This window comes from Streptomyces sp. NPDC042259 (assembly GCF_055582085.1).
The window spans coordinates 254625-273461 of sequence record NZ_JBVJDW010000001.1 but is presented as its reverse complement, the minus strand read 5'-3'; the positions used below and the strand labels follow the sequence as shown (position 1 = coordinate 273461).

Genomic DNA, 18837 nt, shown 5'->3' with positions numbered 1-18837 from the left:
AGAATGGCCGGCGCGATGCGCAAGATGGCGGTCTACCTCGGCCTCGTGGAGGACGATGGGTACGACGGCCCGGGGTTCGACCCCGATGACGAGTTCGAGCCCGAGCCGGAACCCGATCGGCGCCGACAGCAACACCAGCCACAACAGACGCAATCGGACGAACCGGTTCGAGTCGCCCAGCCACCTGCCCAGCGCGAACCGGCTCCGCTCGTAGCGGAAACGGGACGACCCGCGCGAATCGCCCCCGTGGCATCCATCACACCAGAACGCCACTCTTTGGAGAAGAACGCACCGGTGATCATGCCCAAGGTTGTGTCCGAGCGGGAGCCCTACCGCATCACGACATTGCACCCCCGGACCTACAACGAGGCCCGTACCATCGGGGAACACTTCCGTGAGGGCACCCCGGTGATCATGAATTTGACGGAGATGGACGACACCGACGCGAAGCGCCTCGTCGACTTCGCCGCCGGTCTGGTCTTCGGTCTGCACGGGAGCATCGAGCGGGTGACACAGAAGGTGTTTCTGCTGTCTCCTGCTAACGTCGATGTCACGGCGGAGGACAAGGCCCGTATCGCAGAGGGCGGGTTCTTCAACCAGAGCTGAGACGCAACACCGGGCAAACCGGTAAAAACGGCCAATGGGCCGAGTACGGGCAAGGGGAGAGGGAAGCGCGGGAGATGGACATCGCACTGCAGGTGATCTACATCGCGCTGTATTGCTTCCTGGTTGTGCTGATCTTCCGATTGGTGATGGATTACGTCTTCCAGTTCGCCCGCTCATGGCAACCCGGTAAGGCGATGGTGGTCGTTCTGGAGGCCACCTACACTGTCACCGATCCGCCACTCAAGCTTCTGCGGCGGTTCATTCCGCCGCTGCGTCTCGGGGGCGTGGCGCTCGACCTGTCCTTCTTCGTATTGATGATCATTGTTTACATCCTGACCGCCGTCGTCAGGCGGGCGTTGGTGTGAGCGATACGGTCTTGCCGGTTGCCGACGACTACGTTGAGGTGAAGAAGAGATGCCGTTGACCCCCGAGGACGTGCGGAACAAGCAGTTCACGACCGTCCGTCTCCGAGAAGGCTATGACGAGGACGAGGTCGATGCCTTCCTGGACGAGGTCGAGGCCGAACTGACCCGTCTGCTGCGGGAGAACGAGGACCTGCGCGCCAAGCTGGCCGCGGCCACGCGGGCCGCCGCGCAGAACCAGCAGCAGGGAATGCGCAAGCCCGAGCCGCAGGACCAGCGACCGGGCGCTCCGGTGCCCGCCGCCATATCCGGACCGCAGCCGGTGCCGCAGCAGCAGCAGATGGGCGGCCCGCCGCAGCTTCCGGGCGGTGCCCCGCAGCTGCCGGCCGGCCCCAGCGGTCACGGCCACGGCCCGCAGGGTCCCCACGGTCCGGGTCCCATGGGACAGAACGGTCCGATGGGCGGCCCCATGGGCGGTCCGATGGGACAGAACGGTCCCATGGGGCAGAACGGCCCGATGGGTCAGAACGGCATGGGGCAGAACGGTCCCGGTCCGATGGGCCAGGGCATGGGCCAGAACGGTCCGATGGGCGGCCCCGGCCAGCAGATGCAGCAGCAGGGCCAGGGCCCGGGCGGCGACAGTGCCGCACGTGTGCTCTCGCTCGCGCAGCAGACCGCCGACCAGGCGATCGCGGAGGCCCGTTCCGAGGCCAACAAGATCGTCGGCGAGGCGCGCAGCCGCGCCGAGGGCCTGGAGCGGGACGCCCGCGCCAAGGCCGACGCCCTGGAGCGGGACGCGCAGGAGAAGCACCGCGTGGCGATGGGCTCCCTGGAGTCCGCTCGCGCCACGCTGGAGCGCAAGGTCGAGGACCTGCGCGGCTTCGAGCGCGAGTACCGCACCCGGCTCAAGTCCTACCTGGAGAGCCAGCTGCGCCAGCTGGAGAACCAGGCGGACGACTCGCTCGCCCCGCCCCGTACCCCGGCGACCGCGTCGCTGCCGGCGGCCCCCTCGATGAGCGGGTCCATGGCTTCGGCCGGTGCGGGCATGGGTGGCCACAGCATGGGCGGCAACCCGTCCATGGGCGGCCACGGCGGTGCGACGGGTGCCCCGTCCTACGGCGGCCAGCAGCAGATGTCCCCGGCGATGACGCAGCCGATGGCACCGGTCCGGCCGCAGGGCCAGCAGCCGATGCAGCAGGCTCCGTCCCCGATGCGGGGCTTCCTGATCGACGAGGACGACAACTAAACGCTCGGCGTCGGACGTCGGCAATCAACGGGCCGGGCCCGGGACTTCATGTCCCGGGCCCGGCCCGTTTCCGTCGTCCCACAAGTCGTTCCGCAAGCCGTCCCGCAAACCGTTTGTATGTCGTCCGCAAGCCGTCCGGGCGTCAGTGGCATGCCCGCCGGGCCGCTCGCGGTACGACAAAACCCGGTGCGTCCAGGGGCCTTGGCCCCCGGGCGCACCGGGTGGTGTGTCAGGCGGCCGACGCCGCCCGGCAGTTACCGCTTGCGGAGGCGGAACGTGAGGCCGAGCCCCTCGTCCTCGAACGACTCGCCGTAGGAGTCGTCACCCTCGCCCTGGGCGAAGTCGAGCGCGAGGACCTCGTCCGCGATGAGGCCCGCGTGCTCGGCCAGGGCCTCGGCCGTCTCGGCGCCGGACGCGGACCAGCGGACCGCGATCCGGTCGGCGACGTCCAGGCCGCTGTTCTTGCGCGCCTCCTGGATCAGACGGATCGCGTCACGGGCGAGCCCGGCGCGACGCAGCTCCGGGGTGATCTCCAGGTCGAGCGCCACGGTCGCACCCGAGTCGGAGGCCACCGACCAGCCCTCGCGGGGGGTTTCGGTGATGATGACCTCGTCGGGGGAGAGCGCCACGGGCTCGCCGTCGACGACCACCGACGCGGTGCCTTCGCGCAGGGCCAGCGACAGCGCGGCGGCGTCCGCCTCGGCGACGGCCTTGGCCACCGCCTGGACGCCCTTGCCGAACCGCTTGCCCAGGGCGCGGAAGTTGGCCTTGGCCGTGGTGTCGACCAGCGAACCACCGACCTCGCTCAGCGAGGCCAGGGAGGAGACGTTCAGCTCCTCGGTGATCTGCGCCCGCAGCTCCGCGCCCAGCGACTCGAAGCCGGCGGCCGCGACCAGCGCGCGGGACAGCGGCTGACGGGTCTTGACCCCCGACTCGGCGCGCGTGGCGCGGCCGAGCTCGACCAGGCGCCGGACGAGCAGCATCTGCTGGGACAGCGTCGGGTCGACGAGGGCGGTGTCCGCCTTCGGCCAGGTGGCGAGGTGGACCGACGCCGGGGCCTCGGGGTCGACCGGCACGATGAGGTCCTGCCACACCCGCTCGGTGATGAAGGGCACCAGCGGGGCCATCAGCCGGGTCACCGTCTCGACGACCTCGTGCAGCGTGCGCAGCGCGGCCTTGTCGCCCTGCCAGAAGCGACGGCGCGAACGCCGCACGTACCAGTTCGACAGGTCGTCCACGAAGGAGGACAGCAGCTTGCCGGCGCGCTGGGTGTCGTAGGCGTCCATGGCCTGGGTGACCTCGTCGGTCAGCGCGTTCAGCTCGCTGAGCAGCCAGCGGTCCAGCAGCGGCCGCTCGGCTGCCGCCGGGTCGGCGGCGGACGGCGCCCAGCCGGCCGTACGGGCGTACAGGGCCTGGAAGGCGACGGTGTTCCAGTAGGTGAGGAGCGTCTTGCGGACGACCTCCTGGATCGTGCCGTGCCCGACGCGGCGCGCGGCCCACGGGGAACCGCCGGCCGCCATGAACCAACGGACGGCGTCGGCGCCGTGCTGGTCCATCAGCGGGATCGGCTGGAGGATGTTGCCCAGGTGCTTGGACATCTTCCGGCCGTCCTCGGCGAGGATGTGACCGAGGCAGACGACGTTCTCGTAGCTCGACTTGTCGAAGACGAGCGTGCCGACCGCCATCAGGGTGTAGAACCAGCCGCGCGTCTGGTCGATGGCCTCCGAGATGAACTGCGCCGGGTAGCGCTTCTCGAAGAGTTCCTTGTTCTTGTACGGGTAGCCCCACTGCGCGAACGGCATCGAACCCGAGTCGTACCAGGCGTCGATGACCTCCGGCACGCGGACGGCGGTGTGCGCGCAGCCGTCGGCGGTGCAGGGGAAGGTGACGTCGTCGATGTAGGGGCGGTGCGGGTCGAGCGCGCTCTGGTCGGTGCCGGTCAGCTCGCCGAGTTCGGCCAGCGAGCCGACACAGGTGAGGTGGTTCTCCTCGCAGCGCCAGATGGGCAGCGGGGTGCCCCAGTAGCGGTTGCGGGAGAGCGCCCAGTCGATGTTGTTGTTCAGCCAGTCGCCGAAGCGGCCGTGCTTGACCGACTCGGGGAACCAGTTGGTCTTCTCGTTCTCCTGGAGAAGCCGGTCCTTCACGGCGGTGGTGCGGATGTACCAGGACGGCTGCGCGTAGTAGAGCAGCGCGGTGTGGCAGCGCCAGCAGTGCGGGTAGCTGTGCTCGTAGGCGATGTGCTGGAACAGCAGGCCGCGCTCGGAGAGGTCCGCGACGAGCTTCTCGTCGGCCTTCTTGAAGAACTCGCCGCCGACGAGGCCGAGGCCCTCCTCGAAGGTGCCGTCCGGGCGGACGGGGTTCACGACCGGCAGGCCGTAGGCGCGGCAGGTCTTGAGGTCGTCCTCACCGAAGGCCGGGGCCTGGTGGACGAGGCCGGTGCCGTCCTCGGTCGTCACGTACTCGGCGTTGACGACGAAGTTGGCGCCCTCCAGCTCGACCAGGTCGAACGGGCGGCGGTAGGCCCAGCGCTCCATCTCGCGGCCGGTGAAGGACTGCCCGGTGGCGGTCCAGCCCTCGCCGAGGGACTTCTCCAGCAGCGGCTCGGCGACGACCAGCTTCTCGTTGCCGTCGGTGGCCACGACATAGGTGACGTCCGGGTGCGCGGCGGCGGCGACGTTGGAGACCAGGGTCCACGGGGTGGTCGTCCACACCAGCAGCGCGGCCTCGCCGGCCAGCGGACCGGAGGTCAGCGGGAAGCGGACGAAGACGGACGGGTCGACGACCGTCTCGTAGCCCTGCGCCAGCTCGTGGTCCGACAGCCCGGTGCCGCAGCGGGGGCACCAGGGGGCGACGCGGTGGTCCTGGACCAGCAGGCCCTTGTTGAAGATCTCCTTCAGCGACCACCACACGGACTGGACGTAGTCGGGGTCCATCGTGCGGTACGCGTCGTCCAGGTCGACCCAGTAGCCCATGCGGGTGGTCAGCTCGGTGAACGCGTCGGTGTGACGGGTCACGGACTCCCGGCACTTCGCGTTGAACTCGGCGATGCCGTACTTCTCGATGTCCTGCTTGCCGTTGAAGCCCAGCTCCTTCTCCACCGCCAGCTCGACCGGCAGACCGTGGCAGTCCCAGCCGGCCTTGCGGCCGACGTGATAGCCCTGCATGGTGCGGAAGCGGGGGAAGACGTCCTTGAAGACGCGGGCCTCGATGTGGTGGGCGCCCGGCATGCCGTTGGCGGTCGGGGGGCCCTCGTAGAAGACCCACTCGGGGCGCCCCTCGGACTGCTCGAGGGTGCGGGCGAAGACCTTGTTCTCGCGCCAGAAGTCGAGCACGGCGTGCTCGAGCGCGGGAAGGTCCACCTGGGCGGGCACCTGGCGGTACTGCGGCTGCGGATTCATCTGGGTCTGCCTCCGGCGGAACGTCATTGCGCTGTCGCGCTCTCCGTCGGAGGGACGAGAGCCTCGCGCTCCCGCGGTACCACCCTCCTTGGCCGCAGGCAGTACGCCTGTGGCCCCCTCATTGGGCCGCGACACCGGTTCTACTGACCCCGTGCGGGGCGTTCTTCCGGCGGCTCGGGGGTGATCTTCACTCCGCGCACACCTCCGGGCTCACACCGTCCCCGGATCGCTCATGGCTGCGTGCGGCGCTACTCGTCCCTTCCACGCCTTTCGCTGCGCCCAGTGTAAAGGGCCGCGCCGAGGACGGCCGACCGATTTACCCCGGCCGGCCGGAGGCCGCCGATTACAGGGCCGGGTGCGGGGCACAAGGGTGGAGACCGGCGTGGCCCGTTGCCGCGTGCCCGGAGGCGATTTATCGTTCCGGCACGATTCACGCGCAAGATCATAAAATGTGAAGGGGTCGCGGCCATGGTGGCCAAGAAGTCCGTGAAGACGGCCGCACCGGCCACGAAGTCCGCGACCGCGGCCCCGAAGTCCGCGACCGCGGCCAGGAAGACCGCCAAGACCGCCCCGGCCCCCGCGAAGAAGAGCGCCTCCGCGAAGAAGACGGCACCGGCGAAGAAGACGGCACCGGCGAAGAAGGCCGCGCCCGCCAAGAAGGCCGCGCCGGCGAAGAAGGCGGTCGCCGCGAAGGCAACCACCAAGACCACCACCAAGGCCGCGGCCAAGAAGGCCGCACCAGCCGCTAAGGCCGCGCGAGCGGCATCCGCACCTGCCGAGAAGGCGGTGCCCGCCAAGAAGACGGGAGCCAGGACGGTGGCCGCGAAGAAGACCATGAGCGAGACAGAGGCCGCGAAGACGGTGCCGGGGGCCCGCACGGGCGCGGCGGAGCCCGGCGCGCTCGCCGTACGCCCCGGTGAGGAGCCCTGGTCGCCCGAGGAGGTGGCCGGGGCCCGCACGGAGCTGCGGGACGAGGTCGCCCGGCTGCGGGCCGAGATCGACACCGCCCAGGAGGCCATCAGCGGTCTGATGCGCGACTCGGGCGACGGCGCGGGGGACGACCAGGCCGACACCGGCACCAAGAACATCACGCGCGAGCACGAGCTGGCCCTGGCCGCGATCGCCCGGGAGATGCTGGAACAGACCGAGCGGGCGTTGGAGCGGCTCGGGGCCGGTACGTACGGGATCTGTGAGAACTGTGGCAATCCCATCGGAAAGGCCAGGATGCAGGCCTTTCCGCGCGCCACGCTGTGTGTCGAGTGCAAACAACGTCAGGAACGTCGCTGACCGAGCGCGCACGCCGTGCCGTACCCTCGACCTCAGCCAGGCGGGGCCCTGGCGTGGGACGACGTCGAGGGACTCACGTGACAGAGGCGGAACAGGCCACCGGTATGCCGGAGGGCGCCGACGGCGCCGGAGAGGCGACGGCCGGCGAGAACAGCGCGGCCAAGGGCCGGCGGCGGATCGGCGTGCTCCTCGCGGTTGCCGTCTGCGCCTATCTGCTCGACCTGGCCAGCAAGCTGGTGGTGGTCGCCAAGCTGGAGCATCACGACCCGATCGAGGTGTTCGGCACCTGGCTCCAGTTCAACGTGATCCGCAACCGCGGCGCGGCCTTCGGCATCGGCGAGGCGATGACCATCGTCTTCACCGTGATCGCCACCGCCGTGATCGTGGTCATCGCGCGGCTGGCCCGCAAGCTCTACAGCCTGCCGTGGGCGATCGCGCTCGGTCTGCTGCTCGGCGGCGCCCTCGGCAACCTCACCGACCGGCTCTTCCGGTCGCCCGGCGGCTTCGAGGGCGGGGTGGTGGATTTCATCGCCCCCGCGCACTTCGCGGTCTTCAACCTCGCGGACTCCGCGATCGTCTGCGGCGGCTTCCTGATCGTGATCCTCTCCTTCCGCGGCCTGGACCCGGACGGCACGGTCCACACGGACGACTGACGGCTTCGCCGTACGCCTTTCGGCCCGGTCCGGGACGGGGCCGGGCCGCCGTCGTCCCGGACGGGCGTACGGGCGGGTCCGGCCCGTCCGGCATACTCGACGGGTGAGCACCATTCCCGAGATCCGCGCCCTTCCCGTCCCCGATGGCCTCGAAGGCGAGCGCGTCGACGCCGCCATCGCCCGCATGTTCGGCTTCTCCCGCACCAAGGCGGCCGAACTCGCGGCCGCGGGCAAGGTCCAGCTCGACGGGGCCGAGGCCGGGAAGTCCGACCGGGTGACCGGCGGGGCCTGGCTGGAGGTCGAGATGCCCGCCGCGCCCGCGCCGGTGCAGATCGTCGCGGAGCCCGTCGAGGGCATGGAGATCGTCCACGACGACGACGACATCGTCGTGATCGTCAAGCCGGTCGGCGTCGCCGCGCACCCGAGCCCCGGCTGGACCGGCACCACCGTCATCGGCGGTCTCGCCGCCGCCGGCTACCGCATCTCCACCTCCGGCGCCTCCGAGCGCCAGGGCATCGTGCACCGCCTGGACGTCGGCACCTCCGGCCTGATGGTCGTCGCCAAGTCCGAGCGCGCCTACACCCTGCTCAAGCAGCAGTTCCGCGAGCGCACGGTCGACAAGCGCTACCACGCGCTGGTCCAGGGCCACCCGGACCCGATGAGCGGCACCATCGACGCCCCCATCGGCCGCCACCCCAACCACGACTACAAGTGGGCCGTCACCGCCGAGGGCAAGCCGTCGGTGACCCACTACGACCTCATCGAGGCGTTCCGGGCCGCCAGCCTCCTCGACATCAAGCTGGAGACCGGCCGTACGCACCAGATCCGGGTGCACATGGCCGCGCACCGGCACCCGTGCGTCGGTGACCTCACCTACGGCGCCGACCCGACCCTCGGCAAGCGGCTGGGCCTCACCCGGCAGTGGCTGCACGCCATGCGGCTCGGTTTCGAGCACCCCGGGGACGGGCGCTGGGTGGAGTTCGAGAGCGCCTACCCCGAGGACCTGCAGCGCGCCCTGGACATCGTCCGCGCCGAGAGTTCCTGAGACCGGGCTCCCGGGCCGGGAGCCTTAGAGCCGGGAGCCTTCGGGCCGGGGGTGCTGCCGAGGTGACCGGGGCGGTCCCTCGGCGCGGCGCGCCTCCCGTGCGGTGGTGCGCTGCCCGCGCGGGCGACGACGGCGGCGTTCCGAGAGGCCCGGCATAGCGGGGTTTGCCCCGGTCCATGGCAGGCTGGGGCGTGAACGTCTGTTCCCCCACCCGCCCGGAGGGCCTCCGTGGACCAGCTCGCCCTGCTGTTCGTCCTGCTCATCGGGGCCGTGGTCATGGTGCCGCTCGGGGACCGCCTGGGCCTGCCGTCACCGGTGCTGATGACCCTCGGCGGGATCGTCCTGGCCCTGCTGCCGTTCGTGCCGAACGTGGACATCCCACCGGAGTTCATCCTCCCGCTGGTGCTGCCGCCGCTGCTCTACGCCTCCGTGCAGCGCACCTCCTGGCGCCAGTTCGCGGCCAACCTGCGGCCGATCTTCCTGCTCGCCGTCGCGCTCGTCTTCGTCACGACCGCCGCGGTCGCCGCCGTCGCGGGCGCCATCGTGCCCGGCCTGCCCATCGCCGCCGCCGTCGCGCTCGGCGCGCTCGTCGCCCCGCCCGACCCGGTCGCCGCCACTGCCGTCGCGGGCGCCCTCGGGCTGCCCCGCCGGCTGGTGTCCATCCTGGAGGGCGAGGGGCTCTTCAACGACGTCACCGCCATCGTGCTCTACCACGTGGCCATCGCCGCGGCCGTCAGCGGCAGCTTCTCCCTGCCACGGGCCGTCGCCGAGCTGGTGCTGTCCGCCGTGGTGGCCCTGGCGGTCGGGCTGGCGCTCGGCTGGGCGGCCAAGAAGCTCATGGACGTCCTGGGCGACGCCACGCTCCAGATCGGCCTCACCCTGCTGGTGCCGTTCGTCTCCTACGTCCTGGCCGAGGAGTTCAAGGGCTCCGGGGTGCTCGCCGTGCTCGTCACCGCGCTCTTCCTCGCCGAGTACGCCACGGACCCCGACGACGTCCTCGGCCGGCTGGCCGGGCACACCTTCTGGGAGGTCGTCGACACCCTCGTCACCGGTGTCGCCTTCGGGCTCATCGGCCTGGAACTCCACAACGTCTTCCACGTCGCCTCCGGCCGGTGGGGCGAGATGCTCCGGACGGGGGCCGTCGTCGTGGCGGTCGTCGTCGGCGTGCGCCTGCTGTGGCTGCTGCCCGCCGCGTGGCTCGCCAAGAAGCTGCACCGGCGCCGGGACCTCGACGAGGAGATCCCCATGAGCTGGCGCGAGACGGTGGTGATGTGGTGGTCCGGGATGCGTGGCGTCGCCTCCGTCGCACTGGCCCTCGCCATCCCGCTGCGCACGGCCGACGGCTCGCCCTTCCCCGCCCGCGACGAGATCCTGTTCATCGCCTTCGCCGTCATCGTCGCCACCCTCGTCGTCCAGGGCCTCACGCTGCCCTGGCTCGTCAAACGGCTGGGCGTGGAGTCCGACACCGACGCCGAGCGGGAGCTGTCGCGGCAGCTCGCCGTGCGCGTCGCCAAGGCCGCCAAGCGCCGGCTCAAGGAGATCGAACAGGACGAGGACCTCCCCGAGGACCTCGTCGAACAGCTCCACCGGCGGGCCTACGAGGTGGGCGCCCGGATCAGCCCCGACATGGTCGACGAGGAACGCCGCGAGGCGCACGCCCAGCGCGTCGAGCGGATCCGCACCGTCCAGCGCATCCAGAACGAGATGCTCTCCGCCGCCCGGCACGAGGTGCTGGCCGCACGCAGCGAGCCCGGGGCGGATCCGGAGGTCGTCGACCGGGTGCTGCGCCAGCTCGACGTCCGCAGCCTTCGCGGCTAGCGGCTGCCCGGTGCGTCACGGACGGGCTTGTTCCGGGTCTCAGTTCGTGCCCGGGCCCGGCCCTATGTCGTCGGCGGTCGGCGGGGCCTGGCGGCGGGCGGGGGCGTCGTCCAGGCCCGGGGCCGGCGCGGTGTTGATGCGCGGCAGCGCGTACGGATGCTCCCGGCGCAGCCACTCGATGAGCTGTTCGCGCACCAGGCAGCGCAGCGTCCATATGTCGTCGGCGTCTTTGGCGGTCACCAGGGCCCGTACCTGGATGGTCGAGGGGGTGCTGTCGGTGACCACCAGGCCCCAGCCTCGCTCGTCCCACTCGTGGCTGCTCTTGAGCACGTTGTGGAGGTAGTCGCGCAGCAGGTCTATCGGCGTCGAGTGGTCGAGGTGGAAGAACACCGTGCCGGTCATCCGGGGATTGCCGCGCGACCAGTTCTCGAACGGTTTGCTGGTGAAGTACGACACCGGCATCGTGATCCGCCGCTCGTCCCAGGTGGTCACCACCAGATAGGTGAGCGTGATCTCCTCGACCTTGCCCCACTCGCCGTCGACCACGACCGTGTCACCGATCCGGACCAGGTCGCCGAAGGCGATCTGCAGCCCGGCGAAGAGATTGCCGAGCGTGGACTGCGCCGCGACACCGGCCACGATGCCGATCACACCGGCCGACGCCAGCATCGACGTCCCCACGGTCTTCATCGCCGGGAAGGTCAGCAGCATCGCCGCCACCGCCACCACGCAGATGGCCGCCGCGACGATCCGCTGGATCAGTGTGACCTGGGTGCGTACCCGGCGCACCCGGGCGGGGTCCGCCGCGTGCGCGGCGTAGCGGGCGTACGTCGACTCGACCACGGCCGTGGCCACCCGGACCACCAGCCAGGCGCACGCGCCGATCAGCACCAGCGTCAGTACCTGGCCCACCCCGGCCTCGTGCCCCTCGGTGATCCCGGCGGAGTCGTAGCTGCCGCGCAGCAGCGCCGTGCACAGGACCAGACGCAGTGGCAGCCGGCAGCGGCCCAGCAGCCCCCACAGTGGCATCTCGGGGTGCCGGGCGGCGATGCGGCTCAGTATCTGGTCCGCCACCCAGCCGACGACCGCGGTGACGAGTACCGCCCCACCGACGACGATGAGCGGACGCAGCACGTCCTCCATGGACACGTTTGGCTCCTTCCGGCCTGCGGGTCCTCGCTGCTCTCCGGTGGGCGTCCCCCCGACCGTAACTGGCACGATGGGGACACGCGATCCACCCGTAAGGAAGTGACTCCAGTGGCGTCCCCTACCACGATTGTCTTGTTTCATTCGGCGTTCGGGCTGCGGCCCGCGGTGCACGCCGCCGCCGAGCGCCTGCGTGCCGCCGGTCACGAGGTGCACGTTCCGGACCTTTACGACGGCCGGACGACGGACACCGTCGAGGACGGCATGCTGATCAAGGACGAGATCGGCAAGGAGGAGCTGCTGCGCCGGGCCATCACCGCGGTCGCGCCGCTGTCCGACCGCGGCCTTGTCTACGCGGGCTTCTCACTCGGCGGATCGATCGCGCAGAATCTCGCGCTGGGCGACGAGAAGGCCCGCGGTCTGCTGTTGCTGCACGGCACCTCCGACCTCGCCGAGGACGCGGCCGTGGACGGGCTGCCCGTGCAGCTGCACGTCGCGGACCCGGACCCGTTCGAGCCGCACGACTGGCTCAACGCCTGGTACCTGCGGATGCAGCGGGCGGGCGCGGACGTGGAGATCTACCGCTACGCCGGGGCCGGGCACCTGTTCACCGACCCCGGCCTGGCGGACTACGACGAGGAGGCGGCGGAGGCCGCGTGGAAGGTGGCCCTCGGCTTCCTCGACGACGTGGCTTAAGCCGTGTTTCGCGGCCTGCGGCGGCTAGCCGGCAGGCCGCTGCGCCCGTTCCACCCGCTGCGCGCCCGAGCGCGTCCGGTAGGAACGCGACCAGGAGGACGTGGCCTCCGGGTCCGTACGGTCGGACAGCACGTAGTAGTCCATCTGGGCGTGCTCGGCGGTGATGTCGAGGACGCCGTAGCCGTGCGAGTCCATGTCGAGCCACTTCACATGCCGGTTGGCGGCCTTGATCGCGGTGGCGGCGGCGAGGGAGACGGTGTGCGGCGGCACGTGCAGCAGGTCGTCGATGTTGTCCGAGGTCACCGAGGTGACCACGAACTCGGTGGCCACCGACGGTGACAGCGGGTACGTCGCGGCCGTGCGGGGCACATCGTTGGCCCAGGCCATGTGGATGTCCCCGGTCAGGAAGACGGTGTTGCGTATCGAACGGTCGGCGAGGTGGGCGAGCAGTTCGCGCCGGTCGTCGGTGTACCCGTCCCACTGGTCGGCGTTGATCGTGAAGCCGCCCGCGGGCAGCCCGAGCAGCTTGGCGAGCGGCTCCAGCAGATAGGCGGGCAGGGCCCCGAAGGCCACCGGGGAGATCATCACGGAGTTGCCGACGAGGCGCCAGGTGGTGTCGGACGAGGCCAGGCCCGCCTTGAGCCAGTCGAGCTGGGCGCGGCCGGTGATGGTGCGCTCGGGGTCGTCGACGTCGCCGCCCTTGGCCTGCTGCGAGCGGAACGAGCGCAGGTCCATCAGGTGCAGGTCGGCGAGCTTGCCGAAACGCAGCCGCCGGTAGGTGGTGCCCTCGACGGACGGGCGGACCGGCATCCACTCGAAGTAGGCCTGCTTGGCGGCGGCCACGCGCGCGGCCCAGTCGCCCTCGGTGCCCGGGGTGTGGTTCTCGGCGCCGCCCGACCAGGCGTCGTTGGCGAACTCGTGGTCGTCCCAGATGGCCACGGTCGGGTGCGCCCGGTGCAGGGCCTGCAGATCGGGGTCGGTCTTGTAACGGCCGTGGCGGACGCGGTAGTCGGCCAGGCTGACGATCTCGTGGGCGGGGGAGTGCGGGCGCACGGTGTACTTCGCGGCCGGGTACTGGCCCGTCCCGTACTCGTAGATGTAGTCGCCGAGGTGCAGCACCGCGTCCAGGTCTCTTCGCCCGGCGAGGTGGCGGTACGCGGAGAAGTGGCCCGCCTCCCAGTTGGCGCAGGAGACCACGCCGAAGCGGACGCCCGTGGTGGCCGCGTTGTGGGCGGGGGCCGTGCGGGTGCGGGCGGCGGGGGAGGTGGTGCCGCCGGAGGTGAAGCGGAAGTGGTAGTCGGTGGCCGGGCGCAGGCCGCGGACGTCGGCCTTGACGGTGTGGTCCGTCGCCGCCGACGCGGTGACCGTGCCGTCCGCGACGACGTGCGCGAACGACGCGTCCTCGGCCACCTGCCAGCGGACCTCGACGTCCGGACCCGCCCCGGAGCCGGGAACGGCTTCGGGGGTGGGTGTGACCCGGGTCCACAGCAGGACACCGTCGGGGAGCGGGTCGCCGGAGGCGACGCCGTGCAGGAAGCCGGTGGCCGCCGTGGTCCCGGCGGCGGGGGCCGCGCCGGGCGCGGGCACGGCGGGCCGTGCGTGGGCGGCCGGGGCGGCGGCCAGGGGCAGCAGGGCGGCGGTCGTGGTGGCGGCTACGGCCGTGACGGCCGTACGGCGCGTGATCTGGTCAGGTGAGGTCACGAGCCGTCATATTACTTTCGGGTAAAACCAGGGGTAAGCCCATGGGGCGGACGGACTCGAAGAGTTCGCCCGCCCGTTGGCCCGGCGACCCCGGATCATTACCGGGGCCGCCGGTGCGCGGCTACTTCTTGAGTTCCGCGTTCACCAGCGAGGTGAACTCCTGGGGCGAGCCCGGGGCGCCGCCGCCCGCGCCCGTCAGCTTCTGGCCGTTGAGCTTGAAGGTGGGCGTGCCGGTCACGTCCTTGGCGTTCTTGAAGTTCTGGGCGACGGCCAGGGCCCACTTGTCGTAGGTGCCCTTCTCGACGGCGGCGTCGAAGTCCTTGTTGCCCTTCAGCTCCTTGACCGACTGGGCGATCTCGATCAGCTTGGCGTCGTCGGAGAAGGCGTCGTCCGTCTCCTGCGGGTGGTTCTTCTTGTCGAAGAGCGCCTTCTTGTACTCGAGGAAGACATCCGGGCCGACGTTCAGCGCCGCGCCCAGCGCGCTCAGGGCGTTGCGCGAACCGGAGCCCGCGATCTGCGGGTTGTCGTCGAGGAAGGCGCCCATCACGAACTGCGCCTTGTACTTGCCGTCCTTGATGTCCTTGACGATGGTGTCACCCGTGGTCGCCTCGAAGTCGGCGCAGATCGGGCAGCGCATGTCCTCGTAGATCTCGAGCGTGTTCTTCGCGTCCTTCTTTCCGATGACGACCGTGGTGCCCTGGTCGCCGGTGGTGTTGGCCGGCTGCTTGTAGTCCGTCTTGTCCGCGGCGGCCTTCCACTCCTTGGCGGAGACCTTGTTGTTCTTGCTGCCGTTGGTCATGTTGGTCACCGCGTAGCCGATGCCGCCGGCTATCGCGAGGACGACGACGATCGATCCGGCGACGACGAGCTGGCGGCGCGTCTTCTCCTTCTTGGCCTGCCGCTCCCGCTCGGCGCGCAGCCGCTCGCGGGCGGCCTGCTTGTTCTGCTGGTTGTTGCGGTTGCTCATGAGGTCTTCTCCGGGTGATGAACGTACGAATGAGGGGGAACGCTGGTGCTCAGGCGACTGCCGGGCACAGGGGCGGACCGCGTCGCACGACGGAGTGGACGAGCAGGGGCAACGAACGGGCCACGCGCGCGTGGCGCACGGGCCGCCGGGGGGTGCCCGGGCGGCCCGCGCCGGGCACGACCGCGGCGATGACCAGCAGCAGCGGGCGGAAGGCGCTCGCCGCGACGGCGCGCAGCAGCCGGGCCAGCGCCACCTCGCCGCGGCGCAGCCACGCGGCGGCCAGCAGACCGACCGCGACATGGCCGGCGAGCAGCAGCCACGGGATGGCGGAGCCCGTTCCGGTGGCCGCGGCGAGCGGGCCGGTGCCGCCCCGGGCGGCGGCCATCCGGGCCAGCGGGGTGCCGAAGTCGCCGCCGCGGCAGACCAGGTCGACGCCCATCGAGCGCAGCGGGCCCGCGATGGGGCCGCCCGCCCGGCCGTAACAGGTGTGCTGCCCGGCGGTGAAGACGGTGTCGGCCACCAGCTCCAGGGGGACGAGGAGGGCGGCGATCCGCCCGTAACCCCGCTCCCGGCCCGCCAGCGCGTAGGCGATCGTGAAGAACGCCCCGGCCAGCACGGCGACCGTGGACAGCGGCAGCGGCATGCGCGAGAGCAGCACGTGGGAGGCGGCGGACAGGGTGAGGCAGAAAGCCGTGAAGAGCGCCGCGCGCAGTGCTCTCAGTCGAACTCCCGTCCCCTCCATGAGGCCGAAGTTTGCCACGATCGTGGGTATGTGTCGTGTCAAGATTCGGCATCGACGGCGGGGACGGGACACCCGGGACGAGGGGTTCGGGGACGAGGGGTCAGGCCTTCAGCTCGGCGTCGACCGTCTTGGTGAACTGGTCCGGGGTGATCGGGACGTTCTTGCCGTCGGTCGTCAGCTTCTTGCCGTCGAGCTTGAGCGTCGGCGTACCGGTGACGTCCTTGGCCTTGTCGAACTCGGCGGACATCTCCAGCGCCCACTTGTCGAAGGTGCCGTCCTCGACGTTCTTGCGGAACTCCGCGTTGCCCTTGAGCGCCGGAACCTCCTCGGCGATCTTCAGCAGGACGTCGTCCTTCGCGTAGTCGTCCTTCGTCTCCTGCGGGTGGTTGGCCTTGGAGTAGAGGGCCTTGTTGTAGGCGCTGAACGCCTCGGGGCTCACGTTCAGGGCCGAGCCGAGCGCGCTGAGCGCGTTCTTCGAGCCGCTGCCGCCGAAGTTGCGGTCGAGGAAGGTGGCGACATGGTACGAGATCTTGTACTTGCCGTCCTTGACGTCCTTGTCGAGCGTGCCGCCGACGTTCTGCTCGAAGACCGAGCAGATCGGGCAGCGCATGTCCTGGTAGAGGTCCAGGGTGTGCTTGGCCTTCTTGTCACCGATGACGATTTCGGTGCCCTTGTCGCCGGCGGTGTGGGCGGGCTTGACCAGCTCCTTCTTCGCCGCCGCGGCCCAGTCGGAGTCCTTGTCCCCGCCGAGCTGGGAGACGGCCACCACGATGCCCGCCGCCACCGCCAGGACCGCGACGACCGCCCCGCCGACGAAGAGCTGGCGGCGCGTCTTCTCCTTCTTGGCCTGCCGCTCCCGCTCGGCGCGCAGCCGCTCGCGGGCCGACTGCTTGTTCTCCCAGTTGTTGCGCTTGCTCATGTTTCTGCTTCTCCGTGCTCCGTGTGTCGACGTGGGGGCGTCCCGCTCAGGCGGGGGCGGGCCCGGGCGGTGGTCCACGGCGTACGACGGAGTGCAGGAGGCGGGGCGGGGCGTCGGGCACGCGCGCGTGGCGCACGGCGCGTACGCGTGAGCCGCCGGGGCGCGGGCGGGGTGCGCGCGCCGTGATGACCGTCAGCAGGGGGCGGAAGGCGCTCGCCGCGACGGCGCGCAGCAGCCGGGCCAGCGCCGCTTCGCCGCGCCGCAGCCAGGCGGCGGCGAGCAGCCCGATCCCGAGGTGCGCGGCGAGCAGCAGCCAGGACGCCGCGCCCGGCCCGCCCGCCGGGGCGAATGGCCCCTCGATCCCGCCGCCGCACAGTGCGGTCAGGGCGCCCGGTACGGGCCGGCCGTCCGCGCCGTAGCAGGTCCGCTGCCCGGTGGTGAAGAGGGCGTCGGCGGCCAGCTCCAGCGGGACGAGGAGGGCGGCGATGTGCCCGAAGCCCCGCTCCCGCCCCGCGAGGGCGTAGGCGAGCGCGAAGACGGCGACGGACGCGGCGGCGACGGTCGGCAGGGGCAGCGGCGTGCCGGACAGCAGCACATGGGAGGCCGCGGACAGCGTCACGCACAGCGCTGTGAACAGCGCCGCGCGCAATGCCCGCAACCGTGCCGCCGAAATGTCCATGACTGACAAGTCTGGCACGGTCTTCGATAAAGGCGGATTAAGCCCCTCATCAGGGCCCGGAACCACCCGTAGGGCCCCGAATCGCCTCCCGCCCCCCCGGGGGGCGTCCCGCCGGCCCCCGGCCGCTACAGGCCGGGGATCCGGCCGTTGCGGAAGAGGTCCACGAAGATCTGGTGATCCGCGCGGGCCCGGGCGCCGTAGGAGTGGGCGAAGTCGACGAGCAGGTCCCCGAAGCCCGCCTCGTCGGCGGCGATCACCGCGTCGATGGCCCGCTCGGTGGAGAAGGGGACCAGCGAGTGACCGCTCTGGTCGTCGGCCGCCGCGTGCATGGTGGCGGTGGCCCGGCCCAGGTCGGCGACGACGGTCGCGATCTCGGCGGGGTCGTCGATGTCCGACCAGTCGAGGTCCACCGCGTACGGGGAGATCTCGGCGACCAGCTGCCCGTACCGCAGGCCCCCCTCCTGGATCTCCGTCCAGCCCAGCCACGGGTCGGCGTGGGCCTGCAGGGCGCGCTGCGAGATGACCGTGCGGTGGCCCTCGTGCTCGAAGTAGCCGCGCACCCGCGGATCGGTGATGTGCCGGGAGACCGCCGGGGTCTGCGCCTGCTTCATATAGATGACGACATCGTTCTCCAGGGCGTCGCTGTTGCCCTCCAGAAGGATGTTGTACGAGGGCAGGCCGGCGCTGCCGATGCCGATGCCCCGGCGGCCGACGACGTCCTTGACCCGGTAGGAGTCGGGGCGGGCCAGGCTGGTGTCGGGCAGCGTCTCCAGATAGCCGTCGAACGCGGCGAGGACCTTGTAGCGGGTCGCGGCGTCCAGCTCGATGGATCCGCCGTCCGCCAGGAAGCGGCGCTCGAAGTCCCGGATGCCGGTCATCGAGGCCAGCAGCCCGAAGCGGGTCAGCGAGCGGGCCTCGCGCAGGGCGTCCAGCAGCGGGCCGTCGGCGGTGTCCAGGGTGAAGGGCGGCACCTCGTCGTTCTTGGCGCCGGTGGCCAGCGCGTGGATGCGCTCGCGGTAGGCCGCGGCGTAGACGCGCACCAGATCGGTGATCATCTCGTCGCTGAGCGCCTTGGTGTAGCCGATGAGGGCGACGGAGGCGGCGAAGCGCTTGAGGTCCCAGGTGAAGGGGCCGACGTAGGCCTCGTCGAAGTCGTTGACGTTGAAGACCAGCCGGCCGTTGGCGTCCATGTACGTGCCGAAGTTCTCGGCGTGCAGATCGCCGTGGATCCACACCCGGCTCGTGCGCTCGTCCAGGTACGGGCCCACGGCGCCTTCCTCGTGCTCGCCGGACCGTGCCAGGTCGGCGTAGAAGAGGCAGGCGGTGCCCCGGTAGAAGGCGAAGGCCGAGGCCGCCATCTTGCGGAACTTCACCCGGAAGGCCGCGGGGTCGGCCGCGAGGAGCGTGCCGAATGCGGTGTCGAAAACAGCGAGTATGTCCTCGCCGCGCTGCGTGGCCCGGACGTGCTCGAGCGCCATCGCTGGTCCTCCTGGTGGGGGCACCCCCAGCGGTAGCCGGGGAGGGTCATGAAACGGACAGGTGTCCTGCCGCTCTCAACGAGCGAGGCTACCG

The 18837-nt window shown here is 71.0% G+C and carries 16 protein-coding genes; 8 read left to right on the top strand and 8 right to left on the bottom strand.

The genetic code is table 11. The features are described from left to right. The first annotated feature begins 3 nt into the window (after positions 1-3). The 3 genes from ACZ6MA_RS01255 to ACZ6MA_RS01245 all read left to right on the top strand — a co-directional run bounded on the left by ACZ6MA_RS01255 (position 4) and on the right by ACZ6MA_RS01245 (position 2214). A complete protein-coding gene (locus ACZ6MA_RS01255; protein WP_130877828.1) occupies positions 4-606 on the top strand; it encodes a cell division protein SepF in 603 nt (200 codons plus the stop codon). 74 nt (positions 607-680) lie between these two features. Further along, positions 681-971, top strand: a complete 291-nt coding sequence (locus ACZ6MA_RS01250) for a YggT family protein (protein ID WP_469430094.1) — start codon at positions 681-683, stop codon at positions 969-971. A gap of 49 nt (positions 972-1020) precedes the next feature. Further along, entirely contained in the window at positions 1021-2214 is a 1194-nt protein-coding gene (locus tag ACZ6MA_RS01245) for a DivIVA domain-containing protein (protein ID WP_469430092.1), read from the top strand. A gap of 254 nt (positions 2215-2468) precedes the next feature. Here the strand turns inward: ACZ6MA_RS01245 and ileS are convergent, their stop codons facing one another. Next, the gene (gene ileS, locus ACZ6MA_RS01240) at positions 2469-5612 is read right to left on the bottom strand and encodes an isoleucine--tRNA ligase (RefSeq protein WP_469430090.1); all 3144 of its coding nucleotides are present in this window, start codon (positions 5610-5612) and stop codon (positions 2469-2471) included. 468 nt (positions 5613-6080) lie between these two features. Between ileS and ACZ6MA_RS01235 the strand changes: the two genes are divergently transcribed. From ACZ6MA_RS01235 to ACZ6MA_RS01220, 4 genes are all read left to right on the top strand, one after another. Continuing rightward, complete coding sequence (locus ACZ6MA_RS01235) at positions 6081-6899, top strand: TraR/DksA family transcriptional regulator (RefSeq protein ID WP_469430089.1); 819 nt, start codon at positions 6081-6083, stop codon at positions 6897-6899. A 77-nt stretch (positions 6900-6976) separates the two neighbouring features. After that, the gene (lspA, locus tag ACZ6MA_RS01230; protein WP_469430088.1) at positions 6977-7552 is read left to right on the top strand and encodes a signal peptidase II; all 576 of its coding nucleotides are present in this window, start codon (positions 6977-6979) and stop codon (positions 7550-7552) included. 103 nt (positions 7553-7655) lie between these two features. Next, positions 7656-8597, top strand: coding sequence for an RluA family pseudouridine synthase (locus ACZ6MA_RS01225; protein ID WP_469430086.1), 942 nt, complete (start codon positions 7656-7658; stop codon positions 8595-8597). Between the two features lie 228 nt (positions 8598-8825). Further along, a complete protein-coding gene (locus ACZ6MA_RS01220; protein ID WP_469430084.1) occupies positions 8826-10415 on the top strand; it encodes a Na+/H+ antiporter in 1590 nt (529 codons plus the stop codon). Between the two features lie 39 nt (positions 10416-10454). Here ACZ6MA_RS01220 and ACZ6MA_RS01215 read toward each other — a convergent pair whose 3' ends face one another. After that, a complete protein-coding gene (locus ACZ6MA_RS01215; RefSeq protein WP_469431147.1) occupies positions 10455-11558 on the bottom strand; it encodes a mechanosensitive ion channel family protein in 1104 nt (367 codons plus the stop codon). A gap of 114 nt (positions 11559-11672) precedes the next feature. On the opposite strand from ACZ6MA_RS01215, the gene ACZ6MA_RS01210 reads away from it, so the two are divergent. Beyond that, positions 11673-12257 carry a dienelactone hydrolase family protein gene (locus ACZ6MA_RS01210; protein WP_469430082.1) on the top strand — a complete coding sequence of 195 codons (585 nt, stop codon included), beginning with the start codon at positions 11673-11675 and terminating at the stop codon, positions 12255-12257. A 24-nt stretch (positions 12258-12281) separates the two neighbouring features. On the opposite strand, the gene ACZ6MA_RS01205 is transcribed toward ACZ6MA_RS01210, so the two are convergent. The 6 genes from ACZ6MA_RS01205 to ACZ6MA_RS01180 all read right to left on the bottom strand — a co-directional run bounded on the left by ACZ6MA_RS01205 (position 12282) and on the right by ACZ6MA_RS01180 (position 18743). Then, positions 12282-13958, bottom strand: coding sequence for an alkaline phosphatase D family protein (locus tag ACZ6MA_RS01205; protein WP_469430080.1), 1677 nt, complete (start codon positions 13956-13958; stop codon positions 12282-12284). Between the two features lie 121 nt (positions 13959-14079). Continuing rightward, complete coding sequence (locus tag ACZ6MA_RS01200) at positions 14080-14925, bottom strand: thioredoxin domain-containing protein (protein ID WP_469430078.1); 846 nt, start codon at positions 14923-14925, stop codon at positions 14080-14082. 49 nt (positions 14926-14974) lie between these two features. Beyond that, positions 14975-15667: a hypothetical protein gene (locus tag ACZ6MA_RS01195; RefSeq protein ID WP_469431146.1), complete on the bottom strand. Its 693-nt coding sequence runs from the start codon at positions 15665-15667 to the stop codon at positions 14975-14977. A gap of 100 nt (positions 15668-15767) precedes the next feature. Further along, the gene (locus tag ACZ6MA_RS01190; protein WP_469430076.1) at positions 15768-16586 is read right to left on the bottom strand and encodes a thioredoxin domain-containing protein; all 819 of its coding nucleotides are present in this window, start codon (positions 16584-16586) and stop codon (positions 15768-15770) included. 46 nt (positions 16587-16632) lie between these two features. Continuing rightward, positions 16633-17265 (bottom strand): hypothetical protein, encoded by a 633-nt coding sequence (locus ACZ6MA_RS01185; protein ID WP_469430074.1) that lies wholly within the window; start codon positions 17263-17265, stop codon positions 16633-16635. Positions 17266-17390: 125 nt separating this feature from the next. Continuing rightward, entirely contained in the window at positions 17391-18743 is a 1353-nt protein-coding gene (locus tag ACZ6MA_RS01180; protein ID WP_469430073.1) for a DUF2252 domain-containing protein, read from the bottom strand. Between the last annotated feature and the right edge of the window lie 94 nt (positions 18744-18837).